A 24,782-nucleotide genomic window follows, 5' to 3' on the forward strand; every position below is an offset into this window, starting at 1 on the left:
CGTGAGAGGAGAGGCTCGCGGTCAGCCGCCCGGCGCGTGCATCGCCGCCTCGATCCAGCCGGCCAGCCGCTTCACGTCGGAGCGGTGGCGCAGATGCGGCGCGATCCAGAGATTGAGCTCGTGCGGCCCGTCGACGAAGCCAAAGGGCGCGACGAGATGGCCGCGCGCGATCTCGCCCGCGACCAGGATCTCGGGCGCGATCGCGACGCCCAGTCCGCAGGCCGCCGCCTGGTTCTGCAGGTAGAAATGGTCGAAGCTGTCCTGCGGCTGCAGCGGCTCGCCGCGATAGCCGAAGGCCTCCATCCATTCCCGCCACGCGTGGACCCGCGTCGCCGTGCCCAGCAGCCGCGCCCGCGCCAGGTCGCCGGGCCGGGCCAGCCCGAGCCGCTGCGCGTAGTCGGGATGGCAGACGGGACCGACGCGCTCGCGCAGCAGCGGCCGGATGATCACCTCGTGGGGCGCCTTGAACATGGTCGAGCGGATCGCGAGGCTGATCTCGTCGCGCAGGAAATCGACCTCGCCATAGTTGAGGTTGAGCCGGATCTCGACGTCCGGGTTGGCGCGCTTGAATTCGCCCAGCCGGGGAATCAGCCAGTGCATGCTGATCGTGGCCGAGCAGGAGAGGGTGAGCGGCAATGGCGCCAGCGCGGCCACGCCCTGCTGCATCCGCGCGAAGGCGTCTCCCAGCGTCGCGGCGAGCTGCCCGCCCTGTACCGTGGGCTCGACCGATTTCGGCAGGCGCTTCAGCAGCGGCACGCCGAACTCGGTCTCGAGACTGCGGACATGGCGGCTGATCGCACCATGGGTGACGCCCAGTTCGGCGGCGGCGGCGGACATGCTGTTGAGGCGCGCCGTGGCTTCGAAGGCGCGCAGCGCGTTGAGGGGGAGGCGGGGCGATGCCATGGGGGAAGGGCCTTCTGCTGTGAGAAAATCTTACAGCAGGCGGCGCCGATTTGGGATGTCGTTTTCGCTCGCCCCTGCCTAGCGTGTGCGCAACGATCAAGAACGAGCCGGGTCGGAGACGCGAGGAGTCGGGGGCCGCGAGGCGCCCGGCTGAGACCGTCCATCCGCCCGCAAAGAGGACACGCCCGCACGCCCAGGCCCCGCCCCCCGGCGGCGCGGGCTGCGGTTGGAGGCGCGCATGGCTGGACGGCTTCAGGACAAGATCGCCATCGTCTTCGGGGCGGGCTCGGTCGGGCCCGGCTGGGGCAACGGCAAGGCGACGGCCGTCGTCTTCGCCCGTGAGGGCGCCCAGGTCGCCTGCGTCGACGTCAACCTCGCCGCGGCCGAAGAGACGGCCGGCCTCATCGCCGCCGAGGGCGGCCGCGCCAGCGCTCATGCCTGCGACGCCACGCGCTCCGACGAGGTCGCGGCGCTGGTCGCCGGGATCGTCGCGGCCCATGGCCGGATCGACGTGCTGCACAACAATGTCGGCTATGCCGGGATGGGCGGGCCGATCGAGCTCGACGAGGCCGACTGGCACCGCACGCTCGATCTCAACGTCACAACCTGCTTCCTCGCCGCCAAGCATGTGCTGCCGCATATGCTCGCCCGGAAGAAGGGCGCGATCATCAACGTCTCCTCGGTCGCCGCGATCCGCTACACCGGCTATCCCTACAGCGCCTATTACGCGGCCAAGGCGGCGGTGAACAACTTCACCATGGGACTGGCGCTGCAATATGCCCGCGAGGGCATCCGCGTGAATGCGATCATGCCGGGCATGATGAACACGCCGCTGATCCACCAGCAGATCGCCGGGCAGTACGCCAGCACCGAAGAGATGATCGCGGCGCGCGACGCCGCCAGCCCGACGGGCAAGATGGGCACGGCTTGGGACATCGCCCATGCGGCGCTGTTCCTCGCCTCCGACGAAGCCGCCTACATCAACGGTGTGGCGCTGCCGGTCGATGGCGGCCTGACCTGCCGCGTGGCCTGAGAGGACGCGATCGATGCTGACAGACCGCTTCGAGGCCGACTATCTGCTGGAGACACCGCTCGACCCCGCGCGCGCCGCCGAGACCATGGCGGGCGAGCAGTCGAGCGGCACCTTCGTGGCCATTCCCGGCGAGACGCCGGAGCTGAAGGCGCGCGCCTCTGCACGGGTGGTGGCGCTCGAGATCCTGGAGCGCGACGTTCCGGGCCGCTCTCTGCCCTCCAATGTCGCGAGCGCCCCCGGCGAGCGCATCACCCGGGCTCGCGTCACCCTGTCCTGGCCGCTGGCGAATATCGGCCCGTCCCTGCCCAACCTGCTCGCCACCGTCGCCGGAAACCTGTTCGAGCTGAAATGCGCCAGCGGTCTGCGGATCCTCGACATCCGCCTGCCGGCAGCCTTCGGCGAGGCCTATCCCGGGCCGCGTTTCGGCATCGCCGGCACGCGTCGCCTCGCTGGCGTGGAGGGGCGCCCGCTGATCGGCACCATCATCAAGCCGAGCGTCGGGCTCGATGCGGCCGCGACCGCCGCGCTCGTCGACGAGCTCTGCGGCGCCGGCATCGACTTCATCAAGGACGATGAATTGCAGTCGGACGGGCCGGCCTGTCCCTTCGACCAGCGCGTCGCCGCGGTGATGGCGGTGATCGAGCGCCATGCCGACCGCACCGGCCGCAAGCCAATGTTCGCCTTCAATCTGACCGGCGATCTCGACCAGATGCGCCGCCGCCACGACACCCTGCTCGCCCATGGCGCCACCTGCCTGATGGCGAGCCTGAACTCGGTCGGCCTCGTCGGGATGATCGAGCTCGGGCGCTTCGCGCAACTGCCGATCCACGCCCATCGCAATGGCTGGGGCTATCTCTCGCGCCACCCGATGCTGGGCTGGTCCTATGTCGCCTGGCAGAAGCTCTGGCGCCTGGCGGGGGCCGACCACATGCATGTCAACGGGCTCTCCAACAAGTTCTCGGAGACCGACGACAGCGTCATCGCCTCGGCGCGCGAATGCCTGACGCCGATGTTCGCCGACAAGCCCTGCACGGTCATGCCGGTGTTCTCCTCGGGCCAGACGGTGCGGCAGGCGCACGGCACCTATGCCGCGCTCGGCAGCACCGACCTGCTCATGACGGCCGGTGGCGGCGTGATGGCCCATCCCAACGGGGTCGCGGCGGGGGTGCGCTCGCTGCGCGAGGCCTGGGCGGCGGCGATCGCCGGAATCCCGCTGGCCGAGCACGCCCTTACGCATCCTGAACTCGGCCGGGCGCTGGAGATCGCGGCGTGAGCGCGACGCGCCCGCTCCCCGAGGGGCCGCTCGTCGCCTTCTATGGCGATGATTTCACCGGCTCCTCCGCCTCGATGGAGGCGCTCGCCTTCGCCGGTCTGGAGGCGGTGCTGTTCCTCGCCCCGCCAACGCCGGAGCGCCTGGCGGCCTTCCGGCATTGCCGCGGCATCGGCATCGCCGGCGTCGCGCGCTCGCGCAGCCCGGCCTGGATGGATGAGCACCTTCCGCCGATCTTCGCCGGGCTGAAGGCGCTCGGTGCGCCCATCCTTCACTACAAGGTCTGCTCGACCTTTGATTCCGCGCCCCATATCGGTTCGATCGGCCGGGCGGCGGAGATCGGTGCGCGGCTCTTTGAAGGCTGGATCCCGCTCGTCGTTGGTGAACCCGGCATGGGCCGCTTCCAGAGCTTCGGCCATCTCTTCGCGCTCGCCCATGGCCGCGGCTACCGTCTCGACCGGCATCCCGTCATGGCCCGCCACCCGGTGACGCCGATGGACGAGGCCGATCTCGGCCGCCATCTCGCCCGCCAGACCGACCTGCCCATCGGCCTCGTTGATTTCGTCGCGATGAAGCGCGGCGCGGGCGATGCCGCGCTCGACGCCGCGCTCGCGGAGGGCGCGGCCATCGTCTCGATCGACGTCATGGATGCGCAGACGCTGGAGGAGGCGGGCCGTCTCCTCTGGCAGCGCGGCGGACAGCCCTGTTTCGCCATCGGCTCGCAGGGCGTCGAGGCAGCGCTCGTGGCGCATTGGCGCGCCGCCGGCCTGCTGCCGGCCGCGCCCGCTATGGCCTCGCCGGGGGCAGTCACGCAGATCGCGGTCGTGTCCGGTTCGGTGTCCCCCGTCACCGCCCGCCAGATCGCCACGGCACAGGAGCGGGGCTTCGCGCCGATCCGCCTCGCGGCCGAGCGCGCGGTCGATGCTCGTGCCTGGGAGAGCGAGATCGAGGCTGCGACCCGTCGCGCGCTGGCGGCGCTGGCGGAGGGCCAAAGCCCGCTCGTCTTTTCCGCCCAAGGGCCCGACGATCCGGCGGTCGCGCGGTTGCGCGAGGCGGTGGCTGTTGCAGGCCTCACGATCGAGGCGGTCAACGACCGGATCGGCGCGGCGCTCGGCACCATCCTGGACCGCGTGCTGCGCGAGGCCCGGCTGACGCGCGCGGTGATCTCGGGCGGCGACACCTCGAGCCATGCGGCAGCCCAGCTCGGCATCGACGCGCTGACCGCGATCGCGCCGGTTGCGCCCGGCGCGCCGCTCTGCCGCGCCCATGCGCCAGAGCCGGAGCGGGACGGGCTCGAACTGGTGCTCAAGGGCGGCCAGGTCGGCGGCGACGATGTCTTCGACGCAGTCCGCCGAGGCGGCGCCGCATGACCGGGCCGCGATCTCCAGCGCTGTGCCTGCGCAGGCGCGACGGCGGGATCGCCCGGGTCACCGGCGGCGGCCTCACCTGAGCCAAGTTCTGCCGGAGGCGCGATGCGTGCCGCCGGCCCATCCATCATCGAACACCCAGCGAGGCCGCGATGTCCGACGCAGCGCCGATCAGCGAAACCCAGGCCTTCGCCATCGAGGAGCAGGTCCCGCCGCGACCGAGCGCGCGGCTGCGCTTCCTGATGGCGCCGCTGGAGGCCTTCGTGGCGCTTCTCCTGGTCGGGCTGATCGGGCTCGTGCTGGTCGCGGTGTTCTGGCGCTATGTCCTGTCCTCGCCGATCACGGCGGCGGACGAGATCGCCTCGTTCCTGTTCCTCTGGATCGTGATGCTCGGCGCGGTGATCGCCATCGACCGCGGCGAGCATCTGCGTCTCGCGCTGGTGGTCAACGCGGTCGGCCCGCGCGCCCGCGCGCTGCTGGAGACGACGGGCCTCGTCGTCATCGGGGCCTTCCTCGCCGCGCTGCTGCCCTCGGCGATCGAGCACTGGATGGACGAGTTCCCGGTGACCTCACCGGCGCTCAACATCTCGACCGCCTGGCGCGTTGCCGGCATCCCGATCGGCATCGCGCTGATGCTCTTCGTACTGGCGGTGAAGCTCTGGACGGAGGCGCCGCGCCGCGACCTCGTGACCGCGGTTGTGCTGGTGGCGGCCACCATCGGCCTGCTCTGGCTGCTCTCGCCGGTGCTGGCCGGGCTCGGCAAGGCCAATATCCTGATCCTGCTCGTCGGTGTCATCGCGCTCTGCCTCGCCATGGGCGTGCCGATCGCCTTCTGCTTCGGCGCGGGCGCGATGGCCTTCCTCGTCTTCTCGACCAAGCTGCCGGTGACGGTTCTCGTCGGGCGCATGGACGAGGGCATGTCGAGCCTGATCCTGCTCTCGGTGCCGGTCTTCGTGCTGCTCGGCTGCATTCTCGACGCGACGGGCATGGGCAAGGCGATCGTCGATTTCCTCGCCTCGATGTTCGGCCATGTCCGGGCCGGCATGTCCTATGTCATGCTCGGTTCGCTCTATCTCGTTTCCGGCATATCCGGCTCCAAGGTCTCGGATATGGCGACGGTCGCGCCGGCGCTCTTCCCCGAGATGAAGCGCCGCGGCAACAAGCCCGAGGAGATGGTCGCCCTCTTGGGTACGGGCGCGATCATGGCCGACACGGTGCCGCCCTCGATCGTGCTCATCGTCATCGGCTCCGTCGCCGGGATCTCGATCGCCGCGCTGTTTGCCAGCGGCTTCGTCGTCGCCTTCTTCCTGCTGCTGATCCTCGCCCTGGCCGCGCGCTGGAAGGCGCGGGGCGAGGCGCTGGAGGGCGTGCGCCGGGCGCCGCTGGCGATGATCGGCAAGGCGCTGATGATCGCGGCGCCTGCGCTCGTGCTGCCCTTCCTCGTCCGGGGCGCGGTGACGGAGGGCGTCGCGACGGCGACCGAAGTCTCGACCATCGCCGTCGTCTACGCCCTGATCGCGGGCATGATCCTCTACGGCGGGCTCAAGGCCGCCCAGATGTACCGCATGCTGATCGAGACGGCCGCGATGACCGGCGCGATCCTGATCATCCTCGGCACGGCCTCGGCCGCCGCCTGGGTGCTGACCCAGACCGGCTTCGCGCAATATCTCGCCGCGGTGATGAAGGGGCTGCCGGGTGGCTGGATCGTCTACATGGCGGTGACGATCGCGGTTTTCCTGACGCTGGGCTGCCTGCTCGAGGGCCTGCCGGCGATCGTGCTGCTGGCGCCGCTGATGTTCCCGATCGCGAAGGATCTCGGCATCCACCCGGTGCATTACGCCATGGTCGTGGTGGTCTCGATGAACATCGGCCTGTTCACACCGCCCATCGGCATCGGCCACTACATCGCCTGCTCGATTGGCAAGGTCGATCCCGACGCCGCGATGAAGACGGTGTGGTTCTATCTCGGCGCTCTGCTGCTCGGCCTGCTCGCGATCGCTCTGATCCCGGCCATCTCCATCGCCGTCCTCTGAGGCGCAGGGCCCGCCGCTGCCCGCCTCCTCAGGGCAGGTTCTCCCGCAGCACGATCTCGGTGCCCGGGCGCTCCACGCCCTGTGTGGCGGGCAGGCCGGCGCGCAGATTGGCGAAGATCGAGACGCAGTCCATCAGCGCCGCCTGCGGGTTCTGGGTGATCACGGCGTCCATCGCGCCTTCGATCAGCAGGCTGCGCGTCGCCGGTGTCAGCCCGTGGCCGACGAAGACGACCTCCTGCTGCCGGCCCGCCTCCTTCAGCGCCCGCGCGATCCCCTCGGGCCCGCCGCCGATGTTGTAGATCCCGGCGAGGTCGGGATGCTGTGCCAGCAGCGTCTTGGTCTGGCGGTAGTTGCGCGCCTCCTCGTCATGGCCCTCGCGCAGGCCCACCACCTGGATCATCGGGAACAGGTCCTGGAAGAGATGGAGGAAGCCCATCTCCCGCTCCTCATGGGCGCGGTAGCTCAGGCTGCCGGCGATCATCGCGACCTTGGCCGGCCGGCGGCCGATGAAGCGGCCGATCAGGTAACCCGCCGTGCGCCCGGCCGAGCGGTTGTCGAGCCCGACATAGGCGACGCGCCTCGTATTCGCGATGTCGGAAATGAGCGTTACGGTCGGGATGCCGCGATCGGCCAGGCGGTCGACCGCCTCGCGCACCAGCGGGTGCTCCAGCGCCATGAAGGCGATGCCGTCGACCTCCCGGCCCACCGCCTTGAGATGCTGCGCCAGCAGTTCCGGCCGGAAGCTCTCGATATGCTCGACCCGCGCCCGCATGTTGAACGAGGCGAGCTGCGCCTGCGAACTGCCGATGAGCCGGCCGAGCATCCCGAGGAAGCGGTTGCCTCCGGCCGGCAGCAGGAAGGCCAGGCGCAGCGGCTTCAGGGCGCTCGCCGGCTGCGTCCCATCGATCAGGTAGCCGATGTCGCCGGCGGCCTTCAGCACCCGCTGGACGGTGAGCGCGCGCACGCCCGGGCGCCCGTTGAGCACGCGGTCGACCGTGGCGGTCGAGACGCCGGCATGCTCGGCGACATCCTCGATCCGCATCGAGCGGCTGCGTTTCGGCTTGTCCTGCACATCCGTCGTCATCGCAAAATCCATCAAAAACCATCAGAAACTGAGTTTGACGGGCATCATGACCGCTTCCTATCGTCCAGGGAAGAACACCACGAACAATCGGATCGCCCAGCGACCCCAGGGAGGTAGAGATGACTGTTGTGACCCGCCGCGCGGTTCTGCGGACGCTTGCCGCCACGCCCGCCGCCATGCCGCTGATCGGCTTCCCGCACATCGCGCGGGCCGCCGAATTCGAGCTGAAATACGGCAACAACCTGCCGCTCAGCCACCCGCTCAACATCCGCGCGCAGGAAGCTGCCGAGCGCGTCGCGCGCGAGAGCAATGGCCGCGTCGAGATCAAGATCTTCCCGAACAACCAGCTCGGCGGCGACACCGACATGCTGAGCCAGGTCCGCTCGGGCGGTATCACCTTCTTCACGCCTTCGGCGCTGGTGATCGCGACGCTGGTGCCGGTCGCCGCGATCAACGCCGTCGGCTTCGCCTTCTCCGACTACGACCAGGTCTGGAAGGCGATGGACGGCAAGCTCGGCGCCCATGTCCGCGAGGCGATCGCCAAGGTGAACCTCTTCGCCTTCGAGAAGATGTGGGACAACGGCTTCCGCCAGATGACGACCTCGGGCCGCCCGATCGAGCAGGCGAAGGACATGACCGGGTTGAAGATCAGGGTCCCGGTCAGCCCGCTTTCGATCTCGATGTTTAAGGCGCTCGACGCCGCGCCGGCGAGCCTGCAGTTCAGCGAAGTCTACACCGCCCTGCAGACCCGCGTCGTGGACGCGCAGGAGAACCCGCTGCCGATCATCCAGGTGGCGAAGCTCTTCGAGGTGCAGAAGAGCTGCGCGATCTCGAACCACATCTGGGACGGGTTCTGGTTCATCGCCAACGGCCGCGCCTGGCGCGGCCTGCCGGCCGATCTCCAGAAGATCGTCGGCGATGCCATCAACGATGCGGGCGTCAAGCAGCGCGCCGACATCAAGGCGCTCAACGAGACGGTTCAGGCCGATCTCCAGTCCAAGGGCCTCGCCTTCAACAAGACCGACCCCGACAGCTTCCGGGCCAAGCTGCGCGCGGCCGGGTTCTACAAGGAGTGGCAGGAGCGCTTCGGCACCGAGGCCTGGGGCCTGCTCGAGGACGCCGTGGGCAAGCTCGCCTGAGAGGCGGGGGCCGGCGGCCCTGTTTGCCGGCGAAGCAAAAGCGGCTGCGGGCCCCAGGGCCCACAGCCTCGAGCAGCCCCCGGCTGGCCGGGGGCTTCCACCGGATGATGACAAGGGTAACCGCATGAGCCGCTTCTTCGGCCAGATCCGCCAGGCCGGCTATGTCGTGCCCGATATCGAGGCCGCGATGGACTACTGGAGCCGCGTGCTCGGGGTCGGTCCGTTCTTCTACAATCCGAAGGTGCCGATCCGGAATTACCGTTACCGGGGCGAGGCTTACGAGCCGCACAACTCCGTCGCGCTGGCGAATTCGGGGCCGCTCCAGATCGAATTGATTCAGTGCCGCAACGCCGTGCCGTCCATGTACAAGGACTTCACCGATGCCGGCCACAGCGGCCTGCAGCACGTCGCCTACTGGACCGACGACTATGATGCCGATCTCGCCCGGCTGACGGCGCAGGGTTTCGAACCGGTGATGTCCGGGGAGGTCGGCGAGCGCGGCCGCTTCGTCTATTTCGACACGCATTATCACCCCGGCACCGTCATCGAGTTGTCCGAGGTCGCGGGCCCCAAGGGCGAGATGTTCCGCCTCATTCGCGAGGCGTCGGAGGGGTGGGACGGCACCGCGCCGGTGCGCCCGTTCCCGGATCTGTCACGGCTCTGAAGCGGGACGGCGAGCCTGCCGGCCGCACGACCGAAGCGGCCGAAGCAGGGGTGGAACATAAGACTTTAGTCGGACGTCGCTTCAATCGAGCGAAATCGTTCGCCTTTTTCGAAAATTCGCCGGAAGCCCTGCGAATTCAAAGGTTACCTTAGGTCATCGTTAACGCTCGGGGCCCATGGTTCGCCCGGCTGACGACACCTGTGGAACCCCCCTCCCATGAAAATGCTGGCTACCCGGATCGCTTCCCTGACGGTGGGCGCGAAAATCGCCGTGATCATGGCGCTGATGATGCTGCCCGTCGGGCACCTGACGCTGCTGTTCGGGCAGCAGGTCAAAAAGGATGTCTCGTTCTCGTCGCTCGAAGTTACCGGCGCCCGCCTGCTGGGTGACGTCTGGACGGCGCTCTCGGCCGGCACGGCGCCGAACACCGCGGCCGATCGCCTGTCGGGCGCGGCTCAGCGGGTCAAGGCAAGGCAAGCCGAGGCCGACGCCCTGAAGGCCGGCGAGGCGTTGAGCACGTTCTCCCGGGCCCTGTCCGAGGAGAAGGACAAGGTGCGGATCGGGGATGCCGGGCAGGTGGCGATCCAGAAGATCGCCGACGGCTCGAACCTCACGCTCGATCCGGATGTCGATTCCTACTACGTCATGGACGTCGTCGCCGTCCGCCTGCCGGAGCTGATGGTCGCGCGGGCCGGGCTCGCCGCCGCCATGCAGCCGGTTCTCGCCGCGCAGGGCAAGGTCGCTCCGCGCCAGCACGATCTTCTCGTCCAGGCTGCGACCCGCTTCGACATCGCGCTTGCCGCCGTCCAGTCCTCGCTCGCCTCCGCCATCGCCGGCAACGCCGATGGCAGCCTCGGCACCGGCCTGGCCAGTGCCCGCGGCGGCTTCGACAACGCGAGCGCGCTCGTGGCGAAGCAGGCCGCGGCCCTGCGCGAGGACTACGCGCTGGAGCGTGCGCCGTCGCTGCGCGCGCCCGATGTCGAGGCGGCGGCCATCGCCTTCGTTGCAGCGGCTGACGCTCTCTGGACCGCCGGACAGGCGCAGCTGATCCGGCTCATCGACGCCCGCATCGACGGTATCGAAAGCAAGGCCCGGCGCGATCTCGTGATCGCCGCGGTGGCGGCGCTGATCGCCCTCGCCTTCGCGCTGCTGTTCGTCCGGACGATCCGCAATCCTCTCGCCGATCTGGTCGCGACACTGCGCCGCCACGAGGCGAACGATTACGACGCGCCCGTGCCCCATGCCGGGCTCCGCAACGAGATCGGCGAGATCGCCCGCGCGATCGACCAGGGTCGTGTCGAGGCTGGGCGCAGCGCCCTGACGGCCTCGGCGATGAACCAGTCGCCGACCATGCTGATGATCACCGATCCGGGCGAGAAGATCACCTTCATCAGCGCGTCGCTGCTGCGGACGCTGAAGCAGCTGGAGCCGACCTTCCAGGCGGCCACGCCGGGCTTCCGCGTCGAGGCGATGATGGGCCAGCACATCGATTGCTACCGCAGCAACCCCAATCTGAAGCGCCAGCTCATCCTCGACAACGGCCAGGTCCGCAAGGTGCGCTACGATGTCGGGTCCGAGGCGATCATGGTCGACATGGCCTATATCGCTGACGAAGGTGGGCGGATCATGGGCCACACCCTGATCTGGCGCAACGTCACCGCCGAGCTGCAGAGCGAGGCCGAAGTGGCGGCGGTCGTCGATGCCGCCCGCAATGGCGACTTCTCGGCGCGGTTGTCGCTGGACGACAAGGACGGCTTCGTCCGCGACATCGCCATGGGCCTGAACCAGGTCTCGGCGGTGGTCGAGCAGTCGACGACCGAGTTCGCCCAGGCGATGCAGGCCATTGCCGCCGCCGATCTGACGCGCCCGGTCTCGGGCGACTATCACGGCGTCTTCGCGACCCTGAAGACGGCGATCAACGAGACCGTCGACCGCCTGTCCTCGACCGTCCGCACGATCCAGCTGACCTCGGCCGATGTCGGGCTGGCGGCGCGCGAGATCAACATGGGTGCCGACGACCTCTCCAAGCGCACCGAGGATCAGGCCTCGTCGCTGGAAGAGACGGCGGCGACGACCGAGCAGCTTGCGGCTTCGGTCAAGGCCACCGCCCACGCCTCGCGCCAGGCGGCGAGCGTCGCCACGGAGGCCATGCAGGCGGCGCAGACCGGTGGCGCCATCGCCGGGAAGGCGGTCGACGCGATGTCGCGCATCGAGAGCGCCTCGACCAAGATCTCCGACATCATCCGCGTGATCGACGACATCGCCTTCCAGACCAATCTGCTGGCGCTGAACGCCGCCGTCGAGGCGGCCCGTGCCGGCGATGCCGGCAAGGGCTTCGCCGTCGTGGCCTCGGAGGTGCGCACCCTGGCGCAGCGGTCGAGCGAGGCCGCCAAGGACATCTCGGCGCTGATCTCCTCGTCGAACAGTGAGGTCGGCGAGGGCGTGAAGCTCGTCCGTCAGGCCGGCGAACAGCTCAGCCAGATTCTGGCAGCCTCCGAGAAGGTCGCGGCCACCATCGCGGAAATCTCTGCCGCCTCGGGCGAACAGGCGAGCGGAATCGACGAGATGAGCCAGGCGGTCGCCCATCTCGACGAGATGACCCAGCAGAACGCGGCGCTGTCGGAACAGAGCGCGGCGTCTGCCGGCTCGCTCTCGGGCAAGATCGCCCAGCTCAACGACCTCGTCGCCGCCTTCAAGACCGGGCCGGACGCAGGCCGCGCCGCAGCGGTGCCGGCCCCTGCCGGCGAGCCCGCCCGCCTGCGCCAGCTCGCGGAAGTCGCCTTCGCTCACAAGACTCCGGCGCCCCGCATGGCGGCTCCCGCCCCGCGCCCGGCGCCGGCACCCGCCAGGAAGGTTGCCAACAGCCGCGCCGGTGATGCGGGCTGGGAAGAGTTCTGAGATCGCGGTGTGGCATGACCAACGTCGTTGCGCAGCGTATCGATCAAGACGATCTTGCTGATCGCGTCGTTGCGGCGATGCGCCTTCACAGATCGCCATCCCATCCTCGGACCTTCGAGGTCTGGTACGCGCATCTGTCGGGCACAATCCCGGCGCTGAGCGCAGAACTGCAACAGGGCGTGGACAACGGCGGCTTCGTTGGCGCGACGGTCATCGACGGCCTGTACCATCGATACCTGGCCACCGAGCGCCTGGCTCAAGAAGCGAACCGGACAAGTTCTCAAATCTTGGAGGAAATCGCTGGGCTGACCCGCCAGATCAACGAGGCCGTGGACGCCAGCGAACTCTACCACAGCGAAATCTCTGCGCTCTCCCAACAAGGCCCAGCTTCGGCGGATCGAACCATGCTCCGCCAATGGGTTGAGACCCTCGTGCTATCGACCCAGAGCGAGGTTGCCAGAAAAACGACGCTCGAATCGAAGCTGCGCGACAGTGCACGCGAAATCAGTCACCTGCGAGACGCCCTCGAAACCACCCGGATCGAGGCTCAGACGGACGCGCTCACGGGTCTCGCCAATCGGCGGCATTTCGAGGAGAGGCTGCAGGCGTGTTTAGAGGTTGCGACCTCGGACGGCATTCCTCTCACCTTGGTCATTGCCGACGTTGATTACTTCAAGCGCTTCAACGACGATCACGGGCATGCCACAGGCGATCAGGTTCTGCGGCTGGTCGCCCACACCATGACGGAACACATGGTCGATCGCGCTGTCATCACACGCTTCGGTGGCGAGGAATTTGCCATCATCCTGCCCGATACAAACCTGAATGACGGGAAGCTCTACGCTGAGTCCGTACGGCAGGCTCTGTTGAAGCGCGAACTGATCAAACGCTCCACCAACGAGAATCTCGGCCGCATCACGATCTCGTCTGGTGTCGCGGCCTATAAACTGGGGGACACCCCAACTTCGTTGATCGAGCGCGCGGACCAGGCACTTTTGGCTGCCAAGCGCACTGGGCGAAATCGAACAGTCACCCAGGACGCGCTGACCCGGTAAGGATAACTGCCCGAACATGGCTGTTCGGCGCACCGAATTTCGGATCGGCAATCGCTTGTGCCTATCCGGGTTGCGGAGCGCCGCAGTGTTATATGCGCGAAAACCGAGGAGGCCGCGATGACCGTGCAGGGTTTTCAGTTTGCAGTGACGTCCCGGACGCAGCCCGGCGTCCAGGTTTTTGTCGTGGCGGCATCGACGCAATCCAGCGCTGAGCGGATTCTTCAGCGCGACCAATCGGTGGCCGCGGGATCCACGATCGAACTCCAGCGACAGCTGACGGCAGATGCACTGGCAAAATACGGCCTCGCGTCTGGAGGCGTGATCAAGATCCGCTAGGCTCCCTTTGGCGGTTACGAGGGACTACCCACGCTCGCTTGGGACACCTTCGTCTGCTTCCCGCCGGCCTCAGCAGGCCGCCAGGAGCAGACGTTCCGGAGGTCGGCTAGGGGCCAAAAATCGCCAGCCGTTCGCCCGGGCGAGATGCGCCGCCGAATCGGCGATGATGCCGCAGCGCTGCGCGGGATCGCGAGACCCCGTTCCGCCCGGGGCGCTCGGACACAGCGCGAGACGAGGAGTGCGACATGCAGGATTTCGGAGCGGATGCGATCGAGAACTGGCTCGTCGGGATGCTGCTCCCCGGCTGGCTCGGGCGGGTTTGGTCAGCCGAGAGGCCGGGCTATGTCGAGATGGTGTCGCCCGACGGCATCGCGCTCGAGAGTGACGCGCGCAGCACGCTGGTGACGGCACGGCTGGCCTATGTCTTCAGCCATGCCCACCTCCTCGGCGTGCCAGGGGCGCTCGATGCGGCGCGTCACGGCATGGATTTCCTCTGGCGCTGCTGCCGCCGCCCGGACGGGCGTTTCAGCCATCGCTGCACCACCCGGGGCGAGCCGGTCGATCCGAAGTCGGATTTCTACGACCTCGCCTTCGTCATTTTCGCCTGCGGCTGGTTCGCGCGGGCGAGCGGCGAGTCCGTCTGGCTGGAGCGGGCCGAGGCGGTGATGGGTTTCATCGAGACGACGCTGGCCCATCCAGGGGGCGGCTTCGCCGAGGACACGCTGGGCAGTCTGTCGCGGCGGCAGAACCCGCATATGCACCTTCTCGAGGCCTGCCATGCCATGGCCGAAAGCGGGGGCGGCGACCGCTGGCTCGCCCGGGCCGAGAGCCTGGTCGGGCTGATGCAGGAGCGCATGCTCGACGCCGGCTCCGGTTCGCTCGGCGAGTTCTTCACGCAGGACTGGCAGCCCGCCGCCGGACGGGCGGGGCAGGTCCGCGAGCCCGGACACCATTACGAGTGGACCTGGCTGCTGCATCACCACGACCGCCTCACGGGCGGGCTTCGCGCGCAGGCGACGGCGCGCGCGCTTTACGGCTTCGCAGACCGGCACCATGGGCCGGGCCCGGCGCACGCGGTCGTCAACGAGATCGCGCCCGATGGCAGCCTGCTCGACGGCGCCTGCCTGCTCTGGCCGCAGACAGAGTATCTCAAGGCCCTCGCGGCGCGCGTCGAGTTCGAGCATGACGCAGGGGCGGGGGCACGGCTCGACCCGCATCTGGCCGTGGTCTTCGCGCGCTTCGTCGATCGCGGCAGCGGCCTGTGGATCAACCGCATCGACGCTGCCGGTGCTCCCGACCGGGCGGCGGTTCCGGTTCGCGTGCTCTACCACCTGCTGCTGGCGCTGGTGGAGGTCGTGCGCGTCAAGCGGCTGGTCGCAACGCGGGGCTGAGCGAAAGGCGCCGGCGCGACGGTCGGACCGGCCTTGTGCTGCGGGATGATTTTGCGCCATATCGACGAAAGAGAACACAGACCCTGTGCCGGCTCAGTTTGGCATCAGGGGCGCCGGTCCGGATGACGCATGGTTTCTGTCGAGCTGAAAGCCGTTTCGAAGACCTGGGGCGGCGCGGCGGCGGTCGACGAGGTCAGTTTCACCGTGGAAGGCGGCAAGCTCGTCGCGCTGCTCGGCCCGTCCGGATGCGGCAAGTCGACGACATTGCGCCTGATCGCCGGGCTCGAGGACACCAGCAGCGGCGCGATCCTGATCGGCGGCCGCGATGTCACCCGGGCCGAGCCCTCCCAGCGCGGGATCGCGATGGTCTTCCAGAACTATGCGCTGTTCCCGCATCTGACGGTGGCACAGAACATCGCCTTCGGTCTCGAGGTGCGCAAAGTGCCCCGGGCGGAGCGCGACACCCGGCTGGCGCGTGCGGCCGACATCCTCGGTCTCGAGGGCCTGCTCGACCGCAAGCCCTCGCAATTGTCCGGCGGGCAGCAGCAGCGTGTGGCGCTGGGCCGGGCGGTCGTCGCGGAGGCTCCCGTCTGCCTCATGGACGAGCCGCTCTCGAATCTCGATGCGCAGCTGCGCGTCGAGATGCGCCGCGAGATCCGCGAACTCCAGCAGCGTCTGGGGATCACCATGGTCTATGTCACGCATGATCAGGTCGAGGCGATGACGATGGCCGATCAGGTCGTGCTGATGCGCAACGGCCGCATCGAGCAGGATGCCCCGCCCGACGAGATCTACGAGAACCCGGCGAGCATCTTCGTCGCGCGTTTCGTCGGCACGCCGCCGATGAACGTCTTGCCGCTCCAGGCGGCCCTGGCGGCGGGCGGCGCCGGTCAATTGACGCCGCCGCAAGGGCATGACCCGGCCACTCTGGCCGTCGGCATTCGCCCCGAGATGACCGAACTGGGCGAGAGCGGCATCGCCGCCGAGGTCGTGGCGGTCGAATATCTCGGTGCCGACACGCTGGTCGAAACCCGCATCGGGGGGCACGGCTTCATCGTCCGGCGGGCGGGCAAGGTGCGCACCAGGCCGGGCGAAACCGTCTACATCACATTGTCACAATCGGCCTTGCACTGGTTCGACCAGGCGTCCGAGCGCAAAGTGGCTTCGGGTTAAGATCCGTTCACAAGGGTCGGGCGCAAGCCACCTCACCAGGGAGAAGACAAAATGGACAGGCGTGACGTATTGAGCGGCGCTGCGGCGCTCGCGGGATCCTTGGCCCTGCCGGGCCTCGCCCGGGCGCAGGCGGCGACGGAGGTTTCCTTCTTTTACCCGGTCGCCGTCGGCGGGCCGATCACCAAGCTGATCGACACCTACGCCGCGGATTTCGAGAAAGAGAACCCGTCGATCAAGCTGAAGCCGATCTATGCCGGTACCTATCAGGAGACGATCGTCAAGGCGCTGACCGCGCACAAGAGCGGCACGCCGCCGGTGACCTCGGTCCTGCTCTCCACCGACATGTTCACGCTGATCGACGAGGACGCGATCGTCCCCTTCGACAGCTTCGTGAAGACCGAGGACGACAAGAAGTGGCTCGCCTCCTTCTTCCCGGCCTTCATGGAAAACAGCCAGACCGGCGGCAAGACCTGGGGCATTCCCTTCCAGCGCTCGACCGTGGTGCTCTACTGGAACAAGGAGCTGTTCAAGGAAGCCGGGCTCGATCCCGAGAAGCCGCCGGCGAGCTGGGCCGAGCAGCTCGACTTCGCCCAGAAGCTGACCAAGAAGGACGCGTCGGGCAACGTCACGCAATGGGGCATCCAGATCCCGTCCTCGGGCTTCCCCTACTGGCTGTTCCAGGGTCTCTCGACGCAGGCCGGCGCGATCCTCGCCAATGCCGCCGGCAACACGACCAGTTACGCCGACCCCGCCGTGGTCGAGGCGCTGCAGTACTGGGTCGACCTCGCGCAGAAGCACAAGGTCCATCCCCCCGGCATCGTCGAATGGGGCACCACGCCGAAGGACTTCTTCGAGAAGAAGGTCGCGATGATGTGGACCACCACGGGCAACCTCACCAATGTCCGCAGCAACGCCAAATTCCCCTTCGGCGTCGCCATGCTGCCGGCCGGCAAGCGCCGCGGCAGCCCGACCGGTGGTGGCAACTTCTACCTCTCGAAGAAGGCGACGCCGGCCCAGCAGGAGGCCGCCTTCAAGTTCATCCGCTGGATCACGACGCCCGAGCGCGCCGCCCAGTGGGGCATCGACACCGGCTATGTCGCGGTCTCGCCGGCGGCTTATGAGACGGCGGCGATGAAGACCTATGCGGCGGGCTTCCCGCCGGCGCTGGTGGCGCGCGACCAGCTTCCGCATGCCGTGGCCGAACTCTCGACCCATGAGAACCAGCGCGTCACCAAGGCGCTCAATGACGGGCTGCAGGCCGCGCTGACCGGGACGAAGCCGCCCCAGAAGGCGCTTGAGGATGCGCAGGCCGAGGCCGAACGCATCCTGAAGCCCTATCGCTGAGAGACGGGATCCGCCTCGCGATGAACTCCCGCGCGACCGCCACGGTCCATGGCTGGCTGCTTCTGCTGCCGGCCATGGCCTGCCTGGCTCTCTTCACGCATTGGCCGGCGGTCGCGACTCTCGTCGAGAGCTTCTACTCGACACCCAAGGCGCGCCGCCCGGCGCGCTTCGTCGGGCTCGACAATTACGAGCAGCTCCTCGCCGATCCGATCTTCTGGAAGGCGATGTCGAACAATCTCTGGTTCGCGCTCGGCACCATCCCCACCTCGATCGCGCTCGCGCTCCTGATGGCGGTCTGGGTCAACGACAAGATCGTCGGGCGGACCTGGGTGCGGATGGCGTTCTTCACGCCGACGATCCTGCCGATGATCGCGGTCGCCAATATCTGGCTGTTCTTCTTCACGCCGCAGTACGGGCTGCTGGAGCAGATCGTCGGGCTGTTCGGCGGGCGCAGCACCAACTGGCTGGGCTCGCAGGACACGGCGCTGGCGGCGATCACGGTCGTCGCGATCTGGAAGGAAGCCGGCTTCTTCATGATCTTCTATCTGGCGGCCCTGCAGGCGCTGCCGCCCAGCCTCGGCGAAGCGGCAGCGATCGAGGGCGCCTCGCGCTGGACCTATTTCCGGCGCATCCAGTTTCCGCTGCTGATGCCGACGACGCTGTTCGTGCTGATCAATGCCGTGATCAACGCCTTCCGCATGGTCGACCACATCTTCGTCATGACCCGGGGCGGGCCCGACAACGCGACGACGCTGCTGCTGTTCTACATCTACCAGGTCGGCTTCAGCTTCTGGGATACGGCCTATGCGGCGACGCTGACCTGCGTGCTGCTGGCGCTGCTGGCGCTGGTCGCCTTCGTCCAGTACGGCATTCTCGAGCGCAGGACGCATTATCGATGAGCGCGCCCGCTCCCCAGCCGGTCGTCACCGCGGCGCACTCGGACCCCTACGCCCCCAAGGGCCTGGCTCTGACGCTGGAATCGACCGGGGCGATCCTGCTCGCGCTGCTCTGGGTGCTGCCCCTGGCCTATGCCGTCTGGGCGGCGATCCATCCGGCCGAGTACACCACCCGCTTCGTGCTGACGGCGCCGCTGACGCTCGACAACTTCACCCGGGCCTGGGCGGCGGCACCCTTCGCCCGCTACTTCCTCAACACCTTCATCCTGGTGACGATGATCCTGGCCTTCCAGCTCGTGCTGGGGACGCTGGCGGCCTATGCGCTGGCGCGGCAGGATTTCTGGGGCCGCGACATCGCCTTCGCGCTCATCCTGGCGCAGCTGATGATCATGCCCGATGCGCTGATCGTCGAGAACTACCGCACGCTGGCCAGGCTCGATCTGATCGACACGATCCCCGCCATCGCGCTGCCCTACATCGCCTCGGCCTTCGGCATCTTCCTGCTGCGGCAGACCTTCAAGACCGTCCCGAAGGAACTCGACGACGCCGCCCGTGTCGAGGGCGCGAGCCCGCTGCAGGTGCTGATGAAGGTCTATGTCCCGCTCGCGAAGCCGACCTACATCGCCTATGGGCTGGTCTCCGTCAGCTATCACTGGAACAACTTCCTCTGGCCGCTGCTGGTGACGAACTCGGTCGAGTCGCGCCCGCTCACGGTGGGCCTGCAGGTGTTCTCGTCGAGCGACCAGGGCATCGACTGGGCGGTGATCTGCGCGGCGACGCTGATGACCTCGGCCCCGCTGCTGATCGGCTTCCTGCTCTTCCAGCGCCAGTTCGTGCAGAGCTTCATGCGCGCCGGCATCAAGTGACGAAGGCGCGGCTGCGATGAAGCTGATCACCTGGAACATCCAGTGGGCGCGCGGCACCGACGATCGCGTCGATCCCCGCCGCATCATCGACCATGCCCGCGCGATGGCCGATTTCGACGTGCTCTGCCTGCAGGAGGTTGCGGCGAACTTCCCCGACCTCGACGGCAATGACGACACCGACCAGTTCGCCCTCTTCGCCGACATGCTGCCGGGCTTCACCGCGATCGAGGGCATCGGCGTCGATGTCGACGACGGCCGGGGCGGGCGCAAGCGCTTCGGCAACCTGATCCTGACCCGCTACCGCGTCGCGCAGGCCCTGCGCCATCTCCTGCCCTGGGAGGCGGCGGCGACGCGCAACATGCCGCGTGTGCTGGTCGAGGCGGTCGCCGAGACGCCGCTGGGGCCGGTGCGGCTGATGACGACGCATCTCGAATACTCCTCGCCGGTGCTGCGGGCGGCGCAGGTCGAAGGCATCCGGGAGGCGCACCGCATGGCCGCGTCGCGCGCCCGCACGCCGCGCGCGCCGGGGCCGCACACCTATGCGCCGACGCCGAGCACGGCGAGCGCGATCCTGACCGGGGATTTCAACATGCGGCCGGACGATTCCGCCTTGGCGCGGCTGATGGCGCCCTTCGAGGACGGCACGCCGCCGCTGCGCGATCTCTGGCCGGAACTGATGGACGATGCCCCGCCGCCGCCCACCGCCTTCATCGTCGACCAGACCTATGGCCCGCCGGGCTGCCTCGACTATGTGCTGGCGACCCCCGATCTCGCGGCCCGCGCCCGACGGATTGTCTGCGATATCGACACGCGTGCCTCCGACCACCAGCCGATCCTGGTCGAGTTCGATGTCGGCTGAGGGCCGGACCGGGAGAGGGCAGTGACGATCACGCGGCGCGATCTCGATCGCCTGAACGGCATCCTCGCCGAGGCGGCACGGCGCGAGATCATGCCGCGCTTCCGCAAGCTCGCCGCCGGCGAGGTGCGCGAGAAGGCGGCGCCGGGCGATCTCGTGACGGAGGCCGACGAGGCGGCCGAGCGTTTCATTTTCGCCGAGCTCGAGCGGGCCTTCCCCGGCGCGCTGCTCGTCGGCGAAGAGGCTGCCACGCGCGACCCGGCCGTGCTGGGGCGGCTGGCGGAGGCGGAACTCGCCTTCGTGATCGATCCGGTCGACGGCACGCTGAACTACGCCTCCGACCTGCCGCTCTTCGCCGTCATGGCCGCCGCCATCGTCAGGGGCGAGACTGCGGGAGCGGTGATCCACGACCCCGTCCTGAACGACAGCGCGCTGGCTTTGCGGGGCGAGGGGGCATGGCTGGAGGGCTCAGCGGGCACGTCCCGCGATCTGCGCGTCTGCAGGCCGGTGGCCCTGGCGGCGATGAACGGCATGGCGAGCTGGCAGTACTTCCCCGAGCCGCTGCGCAGCGCGCTGCCGGCCCGCTTCCCCGCCTTCGCCAGCGTGGCATCGCTGCGCTGCTGCGGCCAGGAATACCGCCTCGCCGCCGCGGGGCGCTGCGACTTCCTGCTCTATGGCGGGCTGAACCCCTGGGACCATGCGCCCGGCGTGCTGCTGTTCGGCGAAGCCGGCGGCCACGCCCGCATGCTCGATGGCAGCCTCTACCGGCCAGGCAAGCCCTCGACCGGGCTGCTCTGCGCGCCCGACGCCGAAAGCTGGCTTGAAATCCGCGGCCGCCTCACGGGCCCAGGATCTGGGCCGCTAGCATGACGGGCCGTCCATCCGCACGGATGACGAGGCTCACGCAGGTCTGGAAGCCTGGATCCCGTGGCGCGCGGAAACGAAGGCCGGCGACGCCGGTTCAGTACACATCGGCCTGGTAGCGGCCGGCTTTCTTAAGTCCGGCGAGATAGGCTTGGGCCGCCTCCGCGGAGCGCCCGCCATGGGCGGCGACGATGTCGACCAACGCCAGCTCGACATCCTTGGCCATGCGCTTGGCGTCGCCACAGACATAGAAATGGGCGCCCTGTTCCAGCCAGGCGAAGAGCTCCGCGCCGCGCTCGCGCATCCGGTCCTGGACGTAGATCTTCTCGTCGCCGTCGCGCGACCAGGCGAGGGTGAGGTTAGTCAGCAGGCCCTCTTCCTTCATCGCGCCCAGCTCGTCCTCGTAGAAGAAATCGCTGGCGCGGCGCTGATGGCCGAAGAACAGCCAGTTGCGGCCCGGCGCCTTCGTCGCCCGCCGGTCGTGCAGGAAGGCGCGGAACGGCGCGATGCCAGTGCCCGGCCCGCACATGATGATCGGCGTATCCGGATTTGCCGGCAGGCCGAAGCCATGCGCGCGCTGGACATAGACCGGCACCGTATCGCCGGGCGCGACGCGTTCGGCGAGGAAGGTCGAGGCCACGCCCCAGCGCGGGCGCGTGCCGATGCGGTAGCGCACCGCATCCACCGTCAGCGAGACGCGACCCGGCGTGGCGTTGTGCGAGGACGAGATCGAGTAGAGCCGTGGCTGGAGGGGATCGAGCGCCTCGACAAAGGCCTCCGGCGAGAGCCGCGCCTGCGCGAATTTGTGCAGCGTGCCGAGCACGTCGAGCCGGTCGAGATCGCCATCGGGATCCTCGCCCGCGGCGAGCCGCTTCGCCTTGGCCCGCGTCTCGCCGCCGGTGACATAGGAGATGAGCTGGAACAGCGCGTCGGGCGCGGGGCCGAGTGCACGCTGCGCGATCAGCGCGTCGCGCAACGGGACGCCGCCGACATCGGCATCGGGGCGCGCACCCAGAAGAGCGATGACGGCGTCGGCCAGCCGCGGATCGTTCCGGGCGATGACGCCGAAGGCATCCCCCACGACATAGTCGAGCCCGCAGCCGGAGAGATCGAACTCGACATGCCAGGTCTCCTTCTGCGAGCCCTCGCCATTGAGCTTGCGGCGGGACAGGAAGGTGGCGAGTGCCGGGTTCTCGCGGCAGCGGCCGAGAGGGCCGAGCGTCGCGGGCGCAGAGGGGGATGCAGGCGCGGCAGGAGCGGCCGGTCCGCCCTCATCCATGAGCGTCTTGAGCTGGCGCAGCGTATCCTTGCCGCCGGGCGCGCAGAGATTGAGCCGCGCCTCGGCTCCCGAGGCGATCGCGGCCGAATAGGTCTCGCAGACATAGCCGCACTGGCCGCAATCCTGCTGGGCCATGGCGGCGAAGAGCCGGCGGGGAAGCGGTTTGCCCTCAGCGAGCTGCATGCGCTCGGTGATCGCGAGCGAAGGGTCGTGCCAGGGGGCCCCATCATCGGTCTCGGCCATGACAGCGGCGTTCTCGGTCGGGGAGAGCGCGGTCACGCCGGCATTGTCGAGCGAGAGCAGCCCGGCGAAGAAGCCGTTGAGCCAGGAGCGCTGCGCCTCGCTGAAAGGGGCCGTCTCCGGCAGGACCTGGACGATGGGGGACAGGGTCTGGATGGTCATGCCGCATCTCCCGTCTGCGCGACGAGGGCCTGCAGCGCGGCGATCTCATGGCGGCGGGCGAAGGCGACAAAGCTCTCGTCGGGCGCGGCGCGGTGCGTCTGCCAGGTGCGCAGGATCGCCTCGACCAGAGCCGGCGCCTCCTCCGCCTTCACATTCGTGCGGAACTCGCGGCCGATGCCGCCCTCGATGCCGAAGCCGCCGCCGACGAAGACATGGTAGCCCGGCACCGTGTCGCCGTCCTCGCCGACCGGGACCTTGGCGCCGATCAGGCCGAGATCGCCGATATAGTGCTGGGCGCAGGAGTTGTGGCAGCCGGTGAGATGGATGTTCACCGGCTGGTCGAGTGTGAGCCGCGGCTCGCAATGCGCGGCGATGGCGAGCGCATCCTCCTTGGTATAGGCGCCGGCGAATTTGCAGCCGGTGGCACCGGTGCAGGCGATCAGCCCGGCGCGCAGCGCCGAGGTCTCGGCCGAGAGCCCGGCCGCCTGGAGATGCGCCAGCACGTCCTCGATCTTCTCATCCGGCACGCCGGAGATCAGCAGGTTCTGCCAGACGGTCAGGCGGATGTCGCCATCGCCGCATTGGCGCGCGAGGGCGGCGATGACCCGCATCTGCGCCACGGTGAGCTTGCCGACGGGCAACGCCACGCCGACCCAGTTGAGGCCCGGCTGGAGCTGGCGATGCACGCCGACATGGGCGAGCCGGTCATAGACGGGCCGCGGCGCCACGAAGGCGGTCTCGACCCGGATCAGGCGGCGACCCAGCCTCTCCTCAACCGCGGCGAGGAAGCGCTCGAAGCCCCAGGCGTCGAGGACATATTTCAGCCGCGAGCGATGGCGGTCAGTGCGGTCACCGTTGGCGATGAAGACGCGCAGGATCGCGTCTGAGACCGCGATCGCATCCGCGGGCGCGACGACGACGCCGGTGTCGCGGGCGAGATCCTTGTGGCCGGTGATGCCGCCGAGCGCGAGGCGATACCAGATACCGGGCGCCACGGGCTGTCCCTCGAAGCTCGCGCCCTCCAGCACTTCGATCGCCTGGAAGCCGATGTCGTTGGTGTCCTCCAGCGTTGCGATCGATCCGGCGCCGTCGAAGGCGACGTTGAACTTGCGCGGCAGGCCGTAGAGCGAGCGGTCGTTCAGGATATGGTGGTGCCAGGCGCGGGCATGGGGCCGCGTGTCGAGCAGTTCGAGCGGGTCGATGCCGGCGGTGGCCGAACCGGTGACGTTGCGGATGTTGTCGGCGCCGGAGCCCTTCGCGGTGAGGCCGAGATCGACGAGCCCTTCGAGGAAGGCCGGCCCGTTCTCGGCCGTGATCTCGCGGACCTGGAGATTGGCGCGGGTGGTGACATGGCTGTAGCCGCCACCCAGGCGCTCGGCCAGATCGGCGACGCCCTCGAACTGCCAGGAGGTCAGGATGCCATTGGGGATGCGCAGGCGGCACATATAGCTGTTCTGCGCGGGCGCCACATAGAACAGCCCGTGATAGCGCCAGCGGAAATTGTCGTCCGGCTTGGGATAGAGGCCGGCCCCCGCCTGCTGCTTGAAGCGGGCATAGGCGTCGAAAGGATGCTCGGCAGCCTTCCATTTCTCCTGGTCGACGAGTTTGCCGCCGGCCGCGACTTGGCGCGCCTGCGCCTCCAGATGCTCGCGATCGGGGCCTGACGGCGCGGCCGACGGCGTCGCCTTGCCGCCGAGCGGGCCGAGGCCCCGCGCCGTGCGGGCGGACTGCATGCCGGACATGAAGCCTTCGAGATAGCGCTTCTGCTCGGGGGTGAAGTCGTCGCTCATGGTTTCGCTTTTCCGGGTCGTGGGGTGAACCCATCTCCCCAACCTGAACCGTCATCCCGGGCTTGACCCGGGATCCATAGGAGGGCTCGACGGCGCTCAATGATGGATCCCGGAGCTCCGCTTCGCTGCGTCCGGGATG

The 24,782-nt window shown here is 68.6% G+C and carries 20 protein-coding genes; 16 read left to right on the forward strand and 4 right to left on the reverse strand.

Going from position 1 to position 24,782, the window contains the following annotated elements:
* Positions 1 to 21: 21 nt before the first annotated feature.
* Positions 22 to 903 (reverse strand): LysR substrate-binding domain-containing protein, encoded by an 882-nt coding sequence (locus BSY19_RS08455; protein WP_069053772.1) that lies wholly within the window; start codon positions 901 to 903, stop codon positions 22 to 24.
* A 238-nt stretch (positions 904 to 1,141) separates the two neighbouring features.
* Here BSY19_RS08455 and BSY19_RS08460 point away from each other — a divergent pair, with 238 nt between their 5' ends.
* From BSY19_RS08460 to BSY19_RS08475, 4 genes are all read left to right on the forward strand, one after another.
* Entirely contained in the window at positions 1,142 to 1,936 is a 795-nt protein-coding gene (locus BSY19_RS08460; RefSeq protein ID WP_069053773.1) for an SDR family NAD(P)-dependent oxidoreductase, read from the forward strand.
* Between the two features lie 13 nt (positions 1,937 to 1,949).
* Entirely contained in the window at positions 1,950 to 3,209 is a 1,260-nt protein-coding gene (locus BSY19_RS08465; protein WP_069053774.1) for a ribulose-bisphosphate carboxylase large subunit family protein, read from the forward strand.
* Entirely contained in the window at positions 3,206 to 4,576 is a 1,371-nt protein-coding gene (locus tag BSY19_RS08470) for a four-carbon acid sugar kinase family protein (protein ID WP_069053775.1), read from the forward strand. The genes BSY19_RS08465 and BSY19_RS08470 overlap by 4 nt, the downstream gene beginning before the upstream one ends.
* 149 nt (positions 4,577 to 4,725) lie before the next feature.
* Positions 4,726 to 6,606 carry a TRAP transporter large permease gene (locus BSY19_RS08475; RefSeq protein WP_069053776.1) on the forward strand — a complete coding sequence of 627 codons (1,881 nt, stop codon included), beginning with the start codon at positions 4,726 to 4,728 and terminating at the stop codon, positions 6,604 to 6,606.
* Positions 6,607 to 6,634: 28 nt separating this feature from the next.
* Here BSY19_RS08475 and BSY19_RS08480 read toward each other — a convergent pair whose 3' ends face one another.
* On the reverse strand, positions 6,635 to 7,690 hold the full coding sequence (locus tag BSY19_RS08480) for a LacI family DNA-binding transcriptional regulator (protein ID WP_069056950.1): 1,056 nt from the start codon (positions 7,688 to 7,690) through the stop codon (positions 6,635 to 6,637).
* Positions 7,691 to 7,809: 119 nt separating this feature from the next.
* On the opposite strand from BSY19_RS08480, the gene BSY19_RS08485 reads away from it, so the two are divergent.
* From BSY19_RS08485 to BSY19_RS08540, 12 genes are all read left to right on the forward strand, one after another.
* The gene (locus BSY19_RS08485) at positions 7,810 to 8,829 is read left to right on the forward strand and encodes a TRAP transporter substrate-binding protein (RefSeq protein WP_069053777.1); all 1,020 of its coding nucleotides are present in this window, start codon (positions 7,810 to 7,812) and stop codon (positions 8,827 to 8,829) included.
* A 124-nt stretch (positions 8,830 to 8,953) separates the two neighbouring features.
* A complete protein-coding gene (locus tag BSY19_RS08490) occupies positions 8,954 to 9,493 on the forward strand; it encodes a VOC family protein (protein ID WP_069053778.1) in 540 nt (179 codons plus the stop codon).
* A 216-nt stretch (positions 9,494 to 9,709) separates the two neighbouring features.
* Entirely contained in the window at positions 9,710 to 12,391 is a 2,682-nt protein-coding gene (locus BSY19_RS08495; RefSeq protein ID WP_069053779.1) for a methyl-accepting chemotaxis protein, read from the forward strand.
* A 14-nt stretch (positions 12,392 to 12,405) separates the two neighbouring features.
* The gene (locus tag BSY19_RS08500; RefSeq protein WP_069053780.1) at positions 12,406 to 13,446 is read left to right on the forward strand and encodes a GGDEF domain-containing protein; all 1,041 of its coding nucleotides are present in this window, start codon (positions 12,406 to 12,408) and stop codon (positions 13,444 to 13,446) included.
* Between the two features lie 117 nt (positions 13,447 to 13,563).
* A complete protein-coding gene (locus tag BSY19_RS08505) occupies positions 13,564 to 13,782 on the forward strand; it encodes a hypothetical protein (protein WP_067255050.1) in 219 nt (72 codons plus the stop codon).
* A 245-nt stretch (positions 13,783 to 14,027) separates the two neighbouring features.
* Positions 14,028 to 15,173, forward strand: coding sequence for an AGE family epimerase/isomerase (locus tag BSY19_RS08510; protein WP_069053781.1), 1,146 nt, complete (start codon positions 14,028 to 14,030; stop codon positions 15,171 to 15,173).
* Positions 15,174 to 15,302: 129 nt separating this feature from the next.
* The gene (locus BSY19_RS08515; protein ID WP_069053782.1) at positions 15,303 to 16,346 is read left to right on the forward strand and encodes an ABC transporter ATP-binding protein; all 1,044 of its coding nucleotides are present in this window, start codon (positions 15,303 to 15,305) and stop codon (positions 16,344 to 16,346) included.
* Positions 16,347 to 16,397: 51 nt separating this feature from the next.
* Positions 16,398 to 17,690 carry an ABC transporter substrate-binding protein gene (locus tag BSY19_RS08520; protein WP_069053783.1) on the forward strand — a complete coding sequence of 431 codons (1,293 nt, stop codon included), beginning with the start codon at positions 16,398 to 16,400 and terminating at the stop codon, positions 17,688 to 17,690.
* A 20-nt stretch (positions 17,691 to 17,710) separates the two neighbouring features.
* The gene (locus tag BSY19_RS08525; protein ID WP_069053784.1) at positions 17,711 to 18,589 is read left to right on the forward strand and encodes a carbohydrate ABC transporter permease; all 879 of its coding nucleotides are present in this window, start codon (positions 17,711 to 17,713) and stop codon (positions 18,587 to 18,589) included.
* Positions 18,586 to 19,452, forward strand: a complete 867-nt coding sequence (locus tag BSY19_RS08530; protein ID WP_069053785.1) for a carbohydrate ABC transporter permease — start codon at positions 18,586 to 18,588, stop codon at positions 19,450 to 19,452. The genes BSY19_RS08525 and BSY19_RS08530 overlap by 4 nt, the downstream gene beginning before the upstream one ends.
* Positions 19,453 to 19,468: 16 nt before the next feature.
* Positions 19,469 to 20,311 (forward strand): endonuclease/exonuclease/phosphatase family protein, encoded by an 843-nt coding sequence (locus BSY19_RS08535; protein ID WP_069053786.1) that lies wholly within the window; start codon positions 19,469 to 19,471, stop codon positions 20,309 to 20,311.
* A 21-nt stretch (positions 20,312 to 20,332) separates the two neighbouring features.
* The gene (locus tag BSY19_RS08540) at positions 20,333 to 21,178 is read left to right on the forward strand and encodes an inositol monophosphatase family protein (protein WP_069053787.1); all 846 of its coding nucleotides are present in this window, start codon (positions 20,333 to 20,335) and stop codon (positions 21,176 to 21,178) included.
* 91 nt (positions 21,179 to 21,269) lie between these two features.
* On the opposite strand, the gene BSY19_RS08545 is transcribed toward BSY19_RS08540, so the two are convergent.
* Together BSY19_RS08545 and BSY19_RS08550 are read right to left on the reverse strand one after the other, a co-directional pair.
* A complete protein-coding gene (locus BSY19_RS08545; RefSeq protein WP_069053788.1) occupies positions 21,270 to 22,853 on the reverse strand; it encodes a sulfite reductase subunit alpha in 1,584 nt (527 codons plus the stop codon).
* Entirely contained in the window at positions 22,850 to 24,643 is a 1,794-nt protein-coding gene (locus BSY19_RS08550; RefSeq protein WP_069053789.1) for a NirA family protein, read from the reverse strand. Before BSY19_RS08550 ends, BSY19_RS08545 begins: the two co-directional genes overlap by 4 nt.
* Positions 24,644 to 24,782: the final 139 nt, after the last annotated feature.

It is taken from the genome of Bosea sp. RAC05, from assembly GCF_001713455.1.
Taxonomy (GTDB): domain Bacteria; phylum Pseudomonadota; class Alphaproteobacteria; order Rhizobiales; family Beijerinckiaceae; genus Allobosea.